Annotated in this window: 17 protein-coding genes; all 17 read left to right on the top strand. The window is 51.9% G+C overall.

Annotated elements, in window-relative coordinates:
- Positions 1–29: 29 nt before the first annotated feature.
- Complete coding sequence (locus D5067_RS18395) at positions 30–278, top strand: acyl carrier protein (protein WP_119935413.1); 249 nt, start codon at positions 30–32, stop codon at positions 276–278.
- A gap of 3 nt (positions 279–281) precedes the next feature.
- Complete coding sequence (locus tag D5067_RS18390; protein ID WP_119935412.1) at positions 282–1016, top strand: SDR family NAD(P)-dependent oxidoreductase; 735 nt, start codon at positions 282–284, stop codon at positions 1014–1016.
- A gap of 702 nt (positions 1017–1718) precedes the next feature.
- Positions 1719–2267, top strand: coding sequence for a tyrosine-type DNA invertase (locus D5067_RS18385; protein ID WP_119935411.1), 549 nt, complete (start codon positions 1719–1721; stop codon positions 2265–2267).
- Positions 2268–2760: 493 nt separating this feature from the next.
- Positions 2761–3282, top strand: a complete 522-nt coding sequence (locus D5067_RS18380) for a fimbrial protein (protein WP_119935410.1) — start codon at positions 2761–2763, stop codon at positions 3280–3282.
- Between the two features lie 75 nt (positions 3283–3357).
- Complete coding sequence (locus tag D5067_RS18375) at positions 3358–4044, top strand: fimbrial biogenesis chaperone (protein WP_119935409.1); 687 nt, start codon at positions 3358–3360, stop codon at positions 4042–4044.
- Positions 4045–4130: 86 nt separating this feature from the next.
- Positions 4131–6689 (top strand): fimbria/pilus outer membrane usher protein, encoded by a 2559-nt coding sequence (locus D5067_RS18370; RefSeq protein WP_119935408.1) that lies wholly within the window; start codon positions 4131–4133, stop codon positions 6687–6689.
- A 26-nt stretch (positions 6690–6715) separates the two neighbouring features.
- Positions 6716–7774: a fimbrial protein gene (locus D5067_RS18365; protein ID WP_243544813.1), complete on the top strand. Its 1059-nt coding sequence runs from the start codon at positions 6716–6718 to the stop codon at positions 7772–7774.
- Positions 7775–7803: 29 nt separating this feature from the next.
- Positions 7804–8349, top strand: coding sequence for a fimbrial protein (locus D5067_RS18360; RefSeq protein ID WP_119935407.1), 546 nt, complete (start codon positions 7804–7806; stop codon positions 8347–8349).
- A gap of 106 nt (positions 8350–8455) precedes the next feature.
- Positions 8456–9166: a LuxR C-terminal-related transcriptional regulator gene (locus D5067_RS18355; RefSeq protein WP_235843228.1), complete on the top strand. Its 711-nt coding sequence runs from the start codon at positions 8456–8458 to the stop codon at positions 9164–9166.
- Positions 9167–9230: 64 nt separating this feature from the next.
- Entirely contained in the window at positions 9231–9905 is a 675-nt protein-coding gene (locus D5067_RS18350) for a LuxR C-terminal-related transcriptional regulator (RefSeq protein ID WP_125914524.1), read from the top strand.
- A complete protein-coding gene (locus D5067_RS18345) occupies positions 9898–10545 on the top strand; it encodes a helix-turn-helix domain-containing protein (RefSeq protein ID WP_119935404.1) in 648 nt (215 codons plus the stop codon). Before D5067_RS18350 ends, D5067_RS18345 begins: the two co-directional genes overlap by 8 nt.
- Positions 10546–11395: 850 nt before the next feature.
- Positions 11396–11947: a tyrosine-type DNA invertase gene (locus D5067_RS18340; RefSeq protein ID WP_119935403.1), complete on the top strand. Its 552-nt coding sequence runs from the start codon at positions 11396–11398 to the stop codon at positions 11945–11947.
- Between the two features lie 564 nt (positions 11948–12511).
- The gene (locus D5067_RS18335) at positions 12512–13231 is read left to right on the top strand and encodes a FadR/GntR family transcriptional regulator (RefSeq protein WP_119935402.1); all 720 of its coding nucleotides are present in this window, start codon (positions 12512–12514) and stop codon (positions 13229–13231) included.
- Entirely contained in the window at positions 13228–14241 is a 1014-nt protein-coding gene (locus D5067_RS18330; RefSeq protein ID WP_119935401.1) for an ABC transporter ATP-binding protein, read from the top strand. Before D5067_RS18335 ends, D5067_RS18330 begins: the two co-directional genes overlap by 4 nt.
- Positions 14238–15320 (top strand): ABC transporter ATP-binding protein, encoded by a 1083-nt coding sequence (locus D5067_RS18325; RefSeq protein WP_119935400.1) that lies wholly within the window; start codon positions 14238–14240, stop codon positions 15318–15320. The genes D5067_RS18330 and D5067_RS18325 overlap by 4 nt, the downstream gene beginning before the upstream one ends.
- A gap of 2 nt (positions 15321–15322) precedes the next feature.
- Positions 15323–16837, top strand: coding sequence for an ABC transporter substrate-binding protein (locus D5067_RS18320; protein WP_210433785.1), 1515 nt, complete (start codon positions 15323–15325; stop codon positions 16835–16837).
- An 18-nt stretch (positions 16838–16855) separates the two neighbouring features.
- A complete protein-coding gene (locus tag D5067_RS18315) occupies positions 16856–17797 on the top strand; it encodes an ABC transporter permease (RefSeq protein WP_119935399.1) in 942 nt (313 codons plus the stop codon).

Below are 17797 nucleotides of genomic sequence, written 5' to 3'. Positions count from 1 at the left end.
ATTAACTGACTACGTTAAAGGAATAAATCATGGCTCAATTTGATGACGTTTACAGCAAGGTTTGTGAAATGCTGTGTGATGCAAAAGATTTGGAGATGGACGATCTCTCTCCTGAGATGCCTCTGTATCGACTTAAACTCGACAGCCTGGATTATGTGGAACTGATGGTGCTGGCGAAAAAAGAGTTTGGCGTCACGATTGAAGCTGACGTTTTCATCAATAACGTCGACATGACGCTGGGTGAGCTGTGCCAGTATCTCAGCGAAAAAAGTCACTAAGCGATGCGTAATCAATGGATCTTAGTCACCGGCGGGAGCCGTGGAATAGGGCGTGCAACGGTATTACGTCTGGCAAAGCAGTGGAATGTGATCTTCACCTGGTGCAAGGATAGCGATGCGGCGCATGACGTGGAGCGCGAATGTGAGAGTTTACCAGGCATGGTGGAAGGCTATCAGTGCGACGGAAGTGATGAGCAGGCGGTAACCCGATTGGCCGCCGATCTGCTGGCGCGCTATGGTTCCCCTTTTGGGGTCGTACACAATGCCGGTATCACTCTCGATGCGCTTCATATTCATCAAAGTCCGGCGAACTGGCGTCAGGTGATGGACACTAACCTCAATGCCATTTTTTACTGGAACCATCTGCTGCTCGAACCCATGATGATGCAGGGGGGAGGCTCGGTAGTGCTGATGTCGTCAGTGACTGGCGTGAAAGGTAATAGCGGGCAAAGCGCCTACGGAGCCAGTAAAGCGGCAATGATTGGTCTGGCGAGAACATTATCGATCGAGCTAGGACGTTTTGGCGTGCGAGTTAACTGCCTGCTTCCGGGCTACATTGATACCGACATTATGCACACTATCCCCAAAGAGAAACGGGCAGATTTACGTAAAACGATCCCAATGAAACGTTTTGGTAAAGTCACCGAAGTGGCCGCCGCCGCCGCCTGGCTTCTGAGCGATGAGAGTACCTATATGACCGGGCAAACCCTGATTCTGGACGGCGGCCTCTCTGCCTGATCGATAGCGTTCATTCTGCAAGGCTCAAACAGGACCTAACACGTCCTGTTTTTTTTTGTTCCCGACAATACCTCAGGTTGTTCCTGCCTTTATCCCTGCTATTACCCACATTCACCTGCCGCAGTCGATGGGACTGAAGGTAAAAAAGCCCTGCTCGCCGCTATTCGCCTCCGTTATCAAAAAAAACGCTGTGCATATTCTGAGGGGGAACCACTTTAATTCTCAGAAAAATCCTCATAAGAGTGCCGTTCATGATGGAATATCACCCCATAAAATGCCGGGAAATTGGCAAAAAATAGCGTGAAATTAGGCAATTATAGCGTTTGTTTCACCTGGGGCACTGCTGAATAAAGCGTTATCGTTAGGTTGAAGTATGTGCAATCTTTAAAGCCATTTGTCGCGATGGCTTTTTTTATATACATATCTCTAATTTTTTCTGGCGCAAAGACCGCCTTTCATTCCCTTTTATTTGCTGTATTATCCTTTAAGACGTATATTGGGAATAAATACATTATTATAATTATACCTTATCAAAAGGAGGGTTTATAAACTCACTGACTAAATTTAACGCTATTATTAGATAATGCACCATCATCTCTCTTTTTTCTCGAGAGGACATTTCCGATATCAGAATAGCATTTTTGGGTGAGTGCTACCGAAATCAATGCTTATCTGGGACCACCATGAACATGAAGAGGCACTATGAAAAATCGCAAATACCTGACGCCGTTCGAAGTTGAGAAACTGCTTGAGGCTACGCTGCGCGGTAAGCATGCGGAGCGGGACTACTGCCTGATCTGGATGTGCTTCATCCATGGCTGTAGGGTCAGTGAAATCAGCAGTTGGCGCCTGTCCGATATCGATATCGAGGGGAACAATATCTATATACATCGTTTGAAAAATGGCTTTTCAACCGTTCATCCACTTTACAGACGCGAAAGGAAATCATTAATGCTGTGGATGAATAAGAGAAAAGAATATCGTGGAGCAGATACCGACTGGCTATTTCTTTCTAATCGGGGCGCGAAATTATCCCGGCAACGAATTTATTGGTTGATCAGGAATTACAGCCAGGCAGCCAATCTGACAATTAACGCACATCCCCATATGTTAAGACATGGCTGTGGATTCGCTCTGGCAGACCGAGGAATAGATACCCGACTGATTCAGGATTTTTTAGGTCATCGGAATATACAGAATACCGTAATTTATACGGCAAGTAATGCTAATAGATTTAAAGAAGTCTGGTAGTTGAGATGTAATTAATTATTTCAAGGGAGTCATTTTGAACTAAATTGGAACATACTGTAATCAAGCGGTAAATTTCTGTCAACTCACAATGTATTAATGCCTAATAATTTGCTGTTAATATCGTATTTTCAATGCGTTATGGACGAATTCTGTATTTGACAGCCGCGCCTTCTCTCTCGGTTTTTTCTTATATCCCTGCCACTCGTTACACCAAATTTTATTGTCGCTTAAAAAACACGCCCATCAAAACCCGTTACAGTCACGCATATTGGTTTTTTATGTTGTTATTTATTCGTTGTTCAGCATAAAAAACCAAAGGAGTCACTTTAGTTCAAAATGAATCGTTTCTGAATCGGGTAAGCCCGTTCGGCGATTTATTAATTGAGGCGGAAACTCATGGACTAAATAAAGGAATGACAGATGGTTTTGTCATGACTAATTCGATAGCCGTAAAACAGGTATATCGTCTTTCATTGTTTATAGGATAACACTCGTGAAAAAGACTCTTCTTGCTATTGCTCTGATGGCTTCCTCTGCTGTTGCTTCTTCTGCATTCGCTGCCGATGGTGCCGTTAACTTCACCGGCACCATCACTGATGCTGCTTGTACTATCGATACCGCATCTCAGAACCAGGACGTTTTCCTGGGCAACATCGCTCGTACCGCTTTCCCAGTTGCAGGCTCTCTGGCTGCGGCTAAGAAATTCACTCTGGTACTGACCGACTGCCCGGACACCGTAACTGGCGCAACCGTACGTTTCGATGGTAACCAGGTTTCCGGTGATAACAGCATTCTGGCACTGACCGCAGGTGACAGCACGGCAACTGGCGTGGGTATTCAGATCTCTGACAGCCAGAACAAAGTTGTTCCACTGTACGAAGACTCCTCCGTATACCCTCTGGTAAGCACCGGTCCTAACAACCTGGACTTCAGCGCGCGTTATATCTCTCTGACTGATTCAGTCACCGTGGGTGATGCGAACGGCGTAACTCAGTTCACTGTCGTTTATCAGTAATTCGATAGAGCTAAATCAGATCAGAGGCCGTGTGTGCCTCTGATCTTTTTGAATGTTAAGACAGGTAGAGACACCATGAATACATGGCGCACAGCTGCGGTGGCAGTAGTATTAATGACCTTCAGCACGTTAGTGCAGGCGGGTGTAGTGGTTGGCGGTACGCGTCTGATCTATGACGGTGCAAAGAAAGAGTCATCCATCAATATCAGTAATCCTGACAAACATGCTTACTTAATTCAGTCATGGGTCGACGGCGGGGAAGCGCGCGCGGGCGTTCCGGCCAGCAAAGCTCCGTTTATCGTTACACCTCCTCTATTCCGCCTGGACGGTAATCAGCAAAACATTTTGCGCGTGGTTCGTGCTGGTGGGGATCTCCCGGAGACGAAAGAGTCCCTGTTCTGGCTGAATATCAAATCGATTCCTTCTGCGGAGAAGAGGCAAAACACGCTGCAAATTGCGGTGAAGACACGCATAAAGCTTATTTTCCGTCCTGCTGGGGTGAAAAGCACGCTTGAAGAGGCGGCGAAAACCCTTACCTGGAAACGTGTCGGTAACCAACTTCAGGTAACCAACCCCTCCGCGCATTACATCACGTTCTTCAACGTCAACATCAACGGCACGGCGGTGAAGAGCGCCAACATAGTCGCGCCGCAATCGCAGGCCAATTTTGAATTGCCGGCCAGCGCCGCCGGAGGGGCACTGTCCTGGCAGTTTATTAACGACTATGGCGGTACCAGCAAAGCGATGACGGGCACTATCTGATATCGCCGTCAGGGGGCTGTTACGTCTGTCAATAAGGAAGTGATGAACGCAAGCGTTAAGCTGCGTTAACACATGGAACAACGAAAATGAATGAAATAACCAAGATTCCTGTTGCGGCCAATTTCAGGCTGTCCCGTCTTGCGCGCCTTATCGCATGTCAGGTTGCGCTTTTAATCGGCGGAATGGGGGCGGTCAATGCGGCAGAGTATTTCAATCCTGCCTTATTAGAAATCGATAACCCGGTTCAGGGTAACGCTGATTTATCTATCTTTGAAGACGGCGATTTACAGGCCCCCGGCACCTACCGTGTTGATATTTATCTCAATGGTTCAGCTGTTGATACTCGCGACGTTAAATTCGCGTTGGCCACTGACGCTGCCGGTAAGCAAAGCCTTCAGCCGTGTCTGAGCGGAGAACTGCTACGCGATATGGGCGTCAAAATAGGTATGTTTCCGGGCATTCAGGCCACAGATGAATGTGCCAATTTTACCGGTTCAATTGCGCAGTCCTCCGCTAATTTCCGCTTTGACCAGCAGAGGCTGGATTTGAGCATTCCGCAGGCGGCCTTGAATTCGCAGGCACGCGGTTATGTCTCGCCAGATAAATGGGATTCGGGAATTCCGGCTCTGTTGCTTAATTACAGCTTCAGCGGTGCGAACACCGATGCGCGCAACAGTGACACGAATAATTCCAACACCTATTACCTGAACCTTCGTTCCGGGGCCAACCTGGGTGCCTGGCGTTTGCGCAACTATTCCACCTGGAACCGCGACAGCAAGGGTAACCAAAGCTGGGACTCCATCAATACCTATTTGCAACGTGATATTCAGGCACTGAGAAGCCAGCTGACGCTGGGCGACAGTAACTCGCCGACGGAGGTCTTTGATACTGTGCCTTTCCGCGGCGTTCAGCTTGCTTCGGACGACGATATGCTCCCGGACAGCATGAAAGGCTATTCGCCAGTAGTAAGGGGAATAGCGCAAAGTAATGCGCAGGTCACTATCCGTCAGAACGGATACGTTATCTACCAAAGCTATGTCCCTGCCGGGCCGTTTGCCATTTCCGACCTTTACCCCACGGCGGGCAGCGGCGATCTGAATGTCACGATTAAAGAAGCGAATGGCACCGAGCGAACGCTGGTCGTTCCTTTCGCTTCCGTACCGGTACTTCAGCGTGAGGGTCACCTGAAATACAGCTTTACCAGCGGTCAATACCGCTCGTACAACGATGATGTTGAGAAGACCCCGTTTACTCAGGGCACCGCAATTTATGGCTTGTCGCACGGAGCTACCGTTTATGGTGGTATCCAGGCGGCAAGTAAATATCAGTCCGTGGCGGTCGGGATTGGGCAAAACCTTGGTCGCATTGGTGCCCTTTCTGCTGACGTGACGCAGGCTTGGACCAAGCAGGAAGATGCTCAGAAAGAAAATGGCCAGTCCTGGCGGCTGCGCTACGGTAAGAGCTTCGTGGAGACGGGCACCAACTTCAGTCTGGCCAGCTACCGTTATTCGACGTCAGGTTTCTATACCCTTCAGGAAGCCCTGGAAAGCTATGCCAGCGGCAACAGTTATTACAGCGACCACAAGAAGAGCCGGGCAGAACTAACCCTTAGCCAGAACTTATGGCAAAAGGGCGGCGCGCTCTCTTTAAGCCTTGTAAAAGAAGAATACTGGAACAACGACCGTTCGAGCGAATCAGCGAGTGTGGGATATAACAACACCTGGTCAGGTATCTCATGGGGGGTGAACTACACCTACAACCGAAACGGCATGGACAGCTACGGTCACCGCACTTACTACACCGATCAAATTGTTGCCATGAATATCAGCGTGCCACTCAGCAAATGGCTGCCGGGAAGTTATGCCACCTATAACCTCAACAGTAGCAAAAATGGTAGCACCTCCCATAACGTGGGGCTGAGCGGTACAGCATTACGTGACGGCAACCTTAACTACAACATCAGCCAGGGATACACCACTCAGGGACAGGGTGCGAACGGTTACGCCAGCGCGGATTACAAAGGGACTTACGGTGAAGTGAATGCCGGTTACGGCTATGACCGTAGCCAGCGCCGTATGGATTACGGTCTCCAGGGAGGCATTGTGGTTCATGAAAATGGCGTAACCCTTTCACAACCGTTGAGCGAAACGGTGGTACTGGTCAAAGCGCCGGGCGCGGACGATGTAAGCATCTCCAGCAATACCGGGGTAAAAACCGACTGGCGTGGTTATGCCGTGGTGCCATACGCCACGGCGTATCGCCGTAACCAGATATCTCTTGATACCGCAACCTTACCGGACAACGTGGATATGACCCTGACCAGTACGTCGGTCATTCCAACGCGCGGCGCCGTGGTACGGGCTGACTTTGATCCGAACGTCGGTCGACGTGTGCTGATGATGATCGCGCGTGCAAACGGTGAGCCGGTGCCGTTCGGCGCAATGGCTGGCCTCAACGACGACAAGAAAAGTAACGGTAGCATCGTTGGCGACGGCGGGCAGGTTTATCTGTCCGGCCTGCCGGACAGCGGGACGCTCAGGGTGAAATGGGGGACGTCAGCGGCTCAGACGTGCCTGGTCAACTATCGTCTGCCAGAACAAACGGCTGCATCGGGTATTCAACTTATTAATGGAGACTGCCGTTAAGGCGGGACAGGGACATGATCAATCGCATGAAAATGTTTATTGCCAATATCACCTCATGCCGTTCCTTCGGTGGCAAAAAAGCGGCGTTACTTCTTCTGGCGCTGGCCGGTGGCACGCTGAGTGCCCGCGCGCATGCCAGCGACTGTGCCCCAACGGATGGCACGAAGACGTACAACTTCCCGATGGATTATTTATTACAGGATCCGACGCAGAACACCACGGGCAGAATTATTAACAACGCCTATCAGTGGAACCTGAGCGGAAACTACAACGTGACTTGTTCATGCACCGGTACGTATACCGGTGCGTACGTCACGGCAAAAGTGCCGGATACCGGGCTCGCCTACACCGACGGTAACCTCAATTATTACAGCATTAGCGAATATCTGGCGGTGGCGAGTGAGGTGTATATCGCGGGCGGATATGGCGCGAATAAAGCGACGCCGTTCACAAGCGTAAGTAACCAGAATACCGCGGTCAACTGCGCCAGATATCCCTATGCTACCGGGGCGCGTGGGTCGATCTCTTTATACTTCAAGCGTCCGTTTGTTGGGGTTCAGGCTATCCCGCTGACCAAAGTCGTTGATGTCTATATCGCTTCCGATGCCCTGACACAGTCTACCGTGCCGGTCTCCACCGTGTGGATGAGCGGGTCAGTGACTGTGCCGCAATCGTGCGAGATCAACGGCGGAGGGGTTATCACCGTACCATTCGGCGACATTATGTCAGGCGATATTGCCACCAAGGGTGAAATGGCGAAAAACTTCACGCCTAAAAACGTCAATTTTAACGTCGCCTGCACCAATATTTCGGAAGGCGTCAAGGTGAGTCTCTCATTCCAGGGGACCCCGGATGCAAACGACCCAACCGTATTATCGACGACCAACAGCGACGTAGGCGTCAAAATTCAGGATGCCGCGGGAACTACCGTTGCGCCATTAAGCGGACGTCTGCCGCTCACCATGGACTACGCCGCGCAGGTGGGTACCTCGGCAATTCAATTATTCCCGGTTAATACCACGGGAAATACGCCAGACACGGGTGATTTCAATGCGACAGCGACGATACGCGCTGAAATAGAGTAACTCCGCGATGAAACGGGAAGGGAAAATAAATGGTTAAGGAAGCAATGGTCAATGTGAACAACATGGGGAAAATGCCCGCCTTGATGCTGTGGCTGGCTGCGGTAGTACTTTCATCCCCGGCGAGTGCTGATACGCAACTTAACATCACGGGCAACATTAAAGCCTCGCCATGCAGCATCGATTTGCCGTCTGGCGGGCTGAATGTGGACCTGGGCCAGAAAATCCAGGCGTCATCGCTGGCAGAGCCTGGTTCGTCGACAGACTGGAAACCTTTTTCAATTGTACTCAGCGAATGTCCCGTTTCGACGACGGTTGCCACCATGACCCTGAACGGCACGGCGGATGACGTCGAAAGCAGTATGTATGCGAACACCGGCACGGCGTCTCAGGTGCAAATCGAGGTGCAAAACTCCGCGGGCACGCCGCTGGGAAATGCGGCGCAAATGCAGCAGAACATTGATTCCGCAAGCCGCAGTACCACGTTCAACATGCTTGCGCGCGTTTATACCGCGCAGGGCAATGCAACACCGGGAACTATCGTTGGAACGATGCAGGTCACCTTTACCTATCAATGATTGAGTGAGGAAGCGGGTCGCAAGAAGCGACCCGTGCATAACGTAAGGCATCTGTTCCAGAAAATGCTCCCGTCAGGGAGGGTTACTGAGAAAACAAGGAGGGAAGATGAACTGTGTTAACAACCTGACGGCACTCCATGTCTCATCACGCCTATCTCCCGCTCGTTCTGAAGGGGAAGGGGTATTGATCATGGATGCATGCTCAGTCACCGCGCTGGGTATCAAGCAGGTCCTGATGACGTCCTGCGGCATCCGCGAGCCGATAAACGTCGTACACACGCTTGCTGAAATTTCATCGCAAATTCTCATCGCGCCGCCTGCACTGCTGATCATGGATGTGTGTGGCGAAAACGAACTCATGCTCGATGGACTGAGACTTTTGGCGCACTTGCGCGAAGCGCATCCCACAATGAAGATTGTGATTTGTACTGATTTTAGCGACTACCGCGTGCTTGAAATGCTTGTGTCCTCTAAAGCACACGGCATCCTGTTGAAACATGAACCTGCACTGGCGTTAACGCAGTGTATTACCAGAGGCATGCAAGGGTGCCAGCAGTGGCTGAGCCCAAAAGTGCAGCAGCTTATTGCCAAAACGACCCCAAAAAATGCCGCGCTCACCGCCAGAGAGCTAGATGTCCTCGCCTGTTTGTTCTCCGGCCAGAGCGTGTCCAGCGTGGCCCATACGCTGCATCGCGATATTCGCACCATTAGTACCCATAAACGTAACGCTATGATGAAGCTGGGTTTTCACAATGATAGTGAACTCTTTGCTCAGGGAACATGGATGGCGAAAGTGGGACCCACTTCGGGCCTTTGATTTCACCCGTATTTTTAAATGGATAAGCGCCGGGAGCCCCGGCCAGCAAGGAGCGAAAAGCCTGATGAATCAGACATGCACCCCACGACGAACCGTAGCATTAATGGATAGCCATCCCTTGACGCTTTTTGGGCTCTCGACGCTGATTAAATCCATTAACAATGATTATGAAATCCTGCTTCAGGAGCTGAGTTTGCGCAAAATGCAGGAAGCCCTGATGTATCAGCCCGTCGATCTTCTGGTCACCGACCTGCAAAGCTTTGAGGAGGACGTCCAGGCAGGGCTTGAAACTCTGCTGCGAATGAACGCCATGTTTCCTGACATGACAATCGTGGTTTATACCTCTTGCCATGACAGCAATGTGCTGCGAAATCTGCTGAATTATTACAACATCAGCGTGATTGCACGCGTGGAGTCACTTCAGGATACGGAGAGTTTTTTCAGGCAGGCGTTTGATAAAAAACACGTCCTGAGCCCGAAAATCTGTAGCGATCTTGCGCGAGTTACCGAGGCTCATCCTTGTGTCACATCCCGATTAACCCGAAGCGAAATGGATGTTTTAAAGCATCTGTTTCACGGTATGGATCTGCAGCAAATTGCTCAGATGAAGCAATTAAGTATCAAAACCATCAGCGCTCATAAGTGTAACGCGATGCGTAAGCTTGATATCAGGACGGATTCGGAACTGTTTTTACAGCTAAGCAGTGTATTTAATCAAGGAGGAGGGGTAGATGATTAGGCAAAAACGCGTTAACGCAGTGGAGGGCGGTCGCATTAATCAGAGTCCCATCGTTGTCCTCACTGATAACTACTGGTTGTATTTTGGTATATCGCAATTGTATCAGCAATCGACCGTTATTCACGTCAGATTAAATGATGATAATCTTCACAGTAAACTGTGGGGAAATGACAGCTCTGTTGTGCTAATTGTGGATAACGATATCTATATACAGGGAAAATGGTTATCCCTGCTGAGTATGTTTGAAGCATGCACCTTCAAGAAAATCGTCTGGTTACAAGGGGGTAAAACTGGCGCCTTTACGCCCTTCAAACCTGGGAAAAGCTACCTGATTGAGAGCAAACAATCGTTGCTTGAGTTCAAACGCAGCCTGAACGACATCTTCTGTGGGCGAGACTCCCGGACGGGAAAAAGCCGTTGTGCTCGATTAACGAAAAGTGAATGTTCGATGATTCGCTACCTTGCTGCCGAACATAATGTTCATTCAATTTCAGAACATGCATGCTTATCTCTCCGATCGATTTATCAGGTAAGATCAACGATTATGAGTAAATTTGGTTTTGAAAATGCGTCATTTTTTCAATTTATTCTTTTCAAGAACGTCGATATCCTTATCCCGTTCTTTACCAACAAAATCTAGCCATCTCATACTTTGCTTAAGTTGTAGGGAAAGCCTGTGAGGGGAGCTTGACCATGCATGTTGCCGGACCAAAGGTTAGAATTTTGCATTATGTGCTACTTACTCTTAGTCCACACCGCATAAGTGCGACAAATTCAAAACGTAAAACGTTTTATGGAGGGGGAGAATTCTTACTCATTATCTCAGAAAAAACCGAGTTAATAAGATTTTTCTCACTAATTGATTGGAAGGTAAACATTTCAATTATTTTTTATAAGTTAAAAAATAGCGTGTTGAAATTTATATAACTAGATGTTTTTAAAGGAAATTGTTTGTTTCTATTTCACTGCGTTATGATCTTCATAAGGTATGGAACGGGTATTCCTATTAAACTTTAAGTCATTTCCCATAAATGTATTTTATTTGCTCTCTTTTAGATGAATCCTCTGTTACCTGGCATTTTAATTGTATTTTAAGGTTTAATAATCTATTAAATGTTTTATTTATAGTTTATAAATCTAATTTGTAGTCTTTCAGAGTGCCAGGGTTCCGCATTCGTTCCGTTTTTATAAAAAATTGCACTTCCAACTTTCCATCTCATTGTGATTTAATCTTTCCAGGCCAGGATTATGTGACTGCGAATCCTGACTGCGCTAAGTTTTGCACAATGATGAAGTAATTATCTTATTGAATCAAAAAATATCCTTAATGTTTTCCCGTATGATAAATTTATCTGGGCAGTACTAAAAAATCACCTGATTTAACTGAATGATGAGTTTTTCATATGTCGCTGATGTCCTTGCCCGCAGTTAATGTTTATGAGTGTAAGGTGTAGACGAAAAAGTGAAAATATAAAAAAAGAAATATGACAATGAAGAGAAGAAAATACCTGACCGTGCATGAGGTTGAACGATTAATCTCTGCCGTGGCTACCACAAAAAACAGTGAAAGAAATAAATGCATGCTGTTAATGTGTTTTATACACGGACTGCGCGTAAGCGAGTTGTCGCAATTAAAGTTGAGGGATATCGAAATTTCTAACAAAATAATCTATATCTCAAGGCTAAAAAATGGATTTTCGGTACAACACCCTCTGCAACACCGTGAGCTGGTGGCGCTAAAAGCATGGATGCAGAAACGAGCGGGCTACTTAGGCTCGGAGTCGGAGTATCTTTTTTTGTCGAGGCACGGTAAAAAGATATCCAGACAGCAATTGTATCGTATTTTTCGAGAGGCTGGACAGGCTGCGAATATTAATATTGATGTGCATCCGCACATGTTACGTCATGCGTGTGGTTATGCCCTGGCAGATAAAGGATGTGACACTCGACTTATACAGGATTATTTAGGTCACCGAAATATCCAAAATACTGTGATTTATACAGCGTCAAATGCTGCCAGGTTTAAATCTGTTATCTTTTGATTAATGATTGCCTTCTTTATAAGCCAGAATGTTTATAATTATAGATTACATGGAGCGTATTATTATCCCCACATGAAATTATCAAATAATGTTTATCTATCTATCCGCGCCTTTGAGCGCTCATTGCCGGTTTAGGGATACTCTCAAGACGGACACTGCTGACAGGTAGCGTTCGTTTTTAGCCGCCTTATGGCCCACCGCCAGACGCTAAGGCAGTGGATACACAGTGGAGGGGACAAAACACCAGTGACTCATTTCTTTTTGTTAACCATTAATTAACTATTTTAGTGCATTAATTTTACATTCGCACTGTGTTGGTGCATTTATTGCACTTATTTTGTGCTTTAATCCCTTTAAACACGCATCTTTCCGTCTCTGAATGTAATAATTATGTAAAAATAATTCATAGAAAATCATTTAGTTACCGCTTAATTTCCACAAGGTTCATAAACCAATCATTTATTGGTTCGCTTATTGCTTAATCATTAGCACGATAAGCTTCATTTCATATCAATAACTTATCGTTAATAAAAATAAAGTCATGATGAAAGCGAGCGAACCAATATGGAAAAACCGTCACGGTTTCTGGCAAATTCCAGCACCGCGCTTGAGCAGCTGCGCGGGCTAATCAACCAGCACGAGTCAACACCAGGCATTCCGCTGCCCACTGAACGTGAGCTGTCGGATACTCTCGGCGTAGGTCGACGTGAAGTGCGTCGCGCGCTGGACGTGCTGGAAGAAGAAGGGCGTATCTGGCGTAAGCAGGGCAAAGGCACCTTTATTGGTCCTGCTGCGCCCGTTGAGCCGCTGGCCCTTCAGGGATTGGTTCAGCAAACCAACCTTCTGGAAGTGATGGAAGCTCGTCTACAGCTCGAACCCGGCCTGGCCCGGCTTGCGGCACTGCGTGCCACCAGGGAAAACCTCGCGCTCATGCAGCGCATGCTGGAACGCATTGATAAGGTCAGCCCGGATGACCGCGATCTCAACGAACTGTGGGACAGCGCCTTCCACCGCGCCATTGCGGAGGCCGCAGGTAACCGCCTGATGCTCGGCCTTTTCGATGCCATTGATGCCGTCCGCCGTGAACCCAGCTGGCAGCATCTGCGCGAGCTTGCCCGCACCCCTGAACGTGTCGATAGCTACAACGACCACCATCACAAAATCATGTCCGCGATTATCCATCGCCAGCCTAATGAAGCCGCGGCCGCCATGCGTGAGCACTTACTCACACTGCAAACCGCCCTTATACAGGCCATTCACCTTGAGGACGACTCCACGCTATGACGACAATACCCTTTAAGGACGCCGCCCCCGTACTGAGGCTGCAAAACCTTAACGTTAGGTTTGCAGGCTCCCCGGTTAGCGTGCTCGATGGCATATCGCTGGCCGTAAGGGCGGGCGAAACGCTGGCGCTGGTGGGCGAATCTGGCTGCGGGAAAAGTATCACATCGCTGGCGCTGATGGGCTTACTGCCCGCCAGCGCGCAGATTGTCAGCGGCGAGATGCAGTTTCGCCGCCACGACCTGCGAAAGCTCTCGCCGCGGGAATACGCAGGCCTGCGCGGCAGCGAGCTGGCGATGATTTTCCAGGAGCCAATGACCTCGCTCAATCCGGCGTTCACGCTGGGCGACCAGCTCAGTGAGGCGGTCATGCGCCATCAGAACGTCTCGCGAGCTGAGGCGATGACGGTCGCGCTGCAGATCCTCGAAAAGGTGCAGATCCCGGCGGCGGAAATGCGCCTTAAGGCTTATCCGCATCAGCTTTCCGGCGGCATGCGCCAGCGCGTGATGATTGCCATGGCGCTCATCAACCATCCTAAATTACTGATTGCAGATGAACCCACCACCGCGCTCGACGTCACCATACAGGCGCAAATTCTCACCCTGCTTAACACCTTGAAAGACGAGACGGGCACGGCGGTGCTGATGATCACCCACGATTTGGGCGTGGTGGCGGAAGTTGCGCAGCAGGTGGCGGTCATGTATGCCGGCCAGGTGGTGGAGCAGGGGAGCGTTGAGGCGATATTTGCCGACCCGCAGCACCCATACACCATCGGCCTGATGGGCTCGATTCCGTCGCTTGGCGCACGCAAGGGCCAGCTCTCGACCATTCCCGGGTCGGTGCCGCTGCCGGAATCCATGCCGACGGGCTGCCGTTTTGCGACGCGTTGCCCCTTCGCGCAGACGCGCTGTCACGCTGAAAAACCGCAGCTCACCGCGCTCGGCGCCGGCCATCAGGTTGCCTGCTTCCGCGTGCCGCTCGAACACCACATTGCCCTGGGAGAGACCGCATGACCACGCCCATTCTTGAAGCCTGCGATCTGAGCAAGCTTTTCCCCGGACCGAAAAAACTCTTTGCCCCGGCGCGGTTTGTCACGGCGGTCGACCGCGTTTCGCTTGCCGTCATGCCGGGCGAAACGCTGGCGATTGTGGGCGAATCCGGTTCCGGAAAATCCACCCTCGGCCGTCTGCTGCTGCGCCTGCTGGCCGCCAGCGAAGGGCGCGTGTTTTATCAGGGAGAGGAGATCACCCACGCCTCGGGCGCTCGTCTGAACCAGCTTCGCCGCGAGCTGCAGATTATCTTTCAGGATCCCTTCGCCTCGCTGAACCCGCGTATGACGGTGGAGCAGATCGTCGGCGAGCCGCTGTGGCTGCATCAGAACATGAAAAAAGCGGATCGGCAGTACCGCGTTGCCGAGCTGCTCAAAACCGTTGGCCTGCCTGCAGCCTGGGCCGGGCGCTATCCGCACGAGTTCTCCGGCGGGCAGCGCCAGCGTATCGGCATTGCGCGCGCGCTGGCGTCGGGGCCAAAGCTGCTGCTGGGCGATGAGCCCGTTTCCGCGCTGGACGTCTCCGTCCAGGCGCAGGTGGTGAACCTGCTGGAAAGCCTGAAGCACCAGCTGGGGCTGACGATGGTGATTGTCGCCCACGGCCTGGCGGTAATCCGCCACATGAGCGACCGCGTGGCGGTCATGTATCTCGGGCAAATCGTCGAGCTTGCCACCGTGGATGAGATCTTCGACGCGCCGCTGCACCCCTACACGCAGGCGCTGATCGCCTCTGCACCGCAAATGCAGCCGGGCGTTGAGCGAAACGCGCCGCTGCTGCAGGGGGATCTGCCTAACCCGGCCAGCCCGCCGTCCGGCTGCCGTTTCCACACCCGCTGCCCGTACGTTACCGATGAATGCCGCCAGGTCGAGCCGATTAATCAGGTGCTGGACGGCGGACGTCAGGTTGCCTGCCACCGCTGGCAGGAGATTAATCGCGATCGCAGCGTTATCCAGGTTGCACCGCCATCCGCCGCATTTCTGCGCCGCCGCGCGCTGTTTGAACACGCGGCTACTCACTCCTCCCTTCCTTCAAGGAACTCATGATAATGACAATGCGTAATTCTCTTTTGACCGTACTGGGAAGTGTTATGTTGCTTGGCGCGGCGCTGCCCGCCCATTCTGAAAGCGTGCTGCGAATTGGCCTGGGGGCAGACCCGGACATGCTCGACCCGTATCTGGCGCGCACCTACTACGGCCGCTTCGTGTTTGCCTCCCTGTGCGACAGGCTGGTGGACGTGGATGAAAACCTGAAGGTCGTGCCGGGTCTGGCAAAAGACTGGGCCTGGAGCGAAGACGGTAAAACCCTGACGCTCAATCTGCGCGAAGGCGTTACCTTCCACGACGGTGAGAAATTCGATGCCGCCGCGGCAAAATACAACCTCGACCGCGCCCTGACCTTAAAAGGCTCCCTGCGCAAAAGCGAGATCTCCTCCGTTGAGTCGGTAGAGGTCACCGGCCCGATGCAGATTGCCCTGCACCTGAAAACGGCTGATGCCGCCCTGCTGATGCAGCTCACCGACCGCGCGGGGGCGATGATGGCCCCCGAGGCGGCGAAAAAGCCCGACTTTGCCGCCCACCCTGTCTGTTCCGGCCCGTACAAATTCGACAGCCGCGTCTCGCAGGACCGTATCGTTCTGACGCGCTTCGACAACTACTGGAATAAAGACGCCTACCACTTCGACAAAATCATCTACCTGCCGATCCCGGATGCTTCCGTGCGCCTGGCAAACCTGCGCGCGGGCGATCTCGACCTGACCGAGGGCATTGCCGCCAGCGACGTCAAAACCGTGGAAGCCGACAGCAGGCTGGCGCTGGCGAAGGTAACCGGCCTGGGCTATCAGGGCATCACCTTCAACATCAACAACGGCAAGGTTCCGGCGAACGATCCGTTCAAGGACGCCCGCGTGCGCGAAGCTTTCTCCCTGGCGATTGACCGCGATGCGTTGAACCAGGTGGTCTTTGAGGGGCTTTACACCCCGGCGAACCAGGCGTTTTCACCGGTCAGCCCGTACCACGTTAAGCTGCCGGTGCCGCCGCGTGACGTCGACAAGGCCAAAGCCCTGCTGAAAGCGGCAGGCATCACCGCGCCGCTGACCGTCAACCTGCTGGTGCCAAACAACCCAACCTCGCAGCAGGTCGGCCAGGTGCTGCAGGCGATGGTGGCCGAAGCCGGTTTCACCCTCAACCTGCAGATGACCGAATTCGCCACGCTGCTGGATCGCCAGCAGAGCGGTGACTACCAGCTGAGCTTCTCCGGCTGGTCGGGACGCCCGGATCCGGACGGCAGCATCTACGGCTTTATCAACAGCAAAGGCACCCTGAACGACGGCCGCTACAGCAACGCGCAGGTCGACGAGTGGCTGACCCAGGCGCGCCAGAGCACCGATCAGTCCGCACGCCAGCCGCTGTACGACAAGGTAGTGAAGCAGCTCCAGACCGACATGCCGATTGCCTACCTCTACTTTGAGCCGCGTATTTTCGGCCTGAACAAGAGCGTGCAGGGCTTTAAACCTTATCCGGACGGCATCGTGCGTCTGGCCGGCTTAACGCTGGCGAAATAAACGTCCTGAGGAGAACCCATGCTGGAACTGATTTGCAAACGTCTGCTGCTGGCCATCCCGACCCTGCTGCTGGTGAGCATGATGGTGTTCGGGCTGCAAAAGCTGCTGCCCGGCGACCCGCTGATCGCCATGGCCGGGGAGGAGCGCGACCCCGCGGTTATCGCCCAGCTGCGTGCGGAGCTGAACCTCGATGCGCCCATTCCCGTGCAGTACTTTAACTGGCTGACGCGCGCGCTGCAGGGCGACCTGGGCGTCTCCTTACGCACGCACGAGCCGGTCACGCAGCTGATTGCCAGCAAATTGCCGGTGACGGTAGAACTGTCGCTGCTGGCGATGATTATCGCGCTGGTGTTTGGAATCAGCATGGGGATCCTCGCGGCGGTGAACAAAAACAGCTGGGTCGATCACGGGGCGAACTTTGTGGCGATCTCGGGGATCTCGATACCGCACTTCTGGCTGGGGATCCTGCTGATTCTGGTCTTCTCGGTGAACCTGCAGTGGCTGCCCGCCTCCGGCTACGTGCCGTTCAGTGAAGATCCGCTTCAGAACCTGCGCACGCTGCTGCTGCCTGCCTCGGTGCTCGGCACGGGGCTGGCGGCGACGCTGATGCGCCACACCCGCGCCTCGATGATCGCGGTGCTGAAGGCGGATTACATCCGTACCGCGCGGGCGAAAGGGCTGCTGCCAAAAGCGGTGATCCTGAAGCACGCGTTTCGCAACGCGCTGGTGCCGGTGATCACCCTCACCACGCTGCTGTTCGGCGAGCTGCTGGGCGGGGCGGTACTGACCGAGCAGGTGTTCACCATTCCGGGCTTCGGCAAGATGATCGTCGACTCGGTATTCAACCGTGACTACGCGGTGGTGCAGGGCGTGGTGCTGATCGTGGCGATCGGCTTCCTGATGCTCAACCTGCTGGCCGACGTGCTCTACGTTCTTATCAACCCGAAAATGCGAGGTTAA

Source organism: Enterobacter huaxiensis (assembly GCF_003594935.2).
GTDB lineage: Bacteria > Pseudomonadota > Gammaproteobacteria > Enterobacterales > Enterobacteriaceae > Enterobacter > Enterobacter huaxiensis.
The sequence above is the reverse complement of the archived record's forward strand: the minus strand, read 5'-3'. Positions and strand labels throughout refer to the sequence as shown.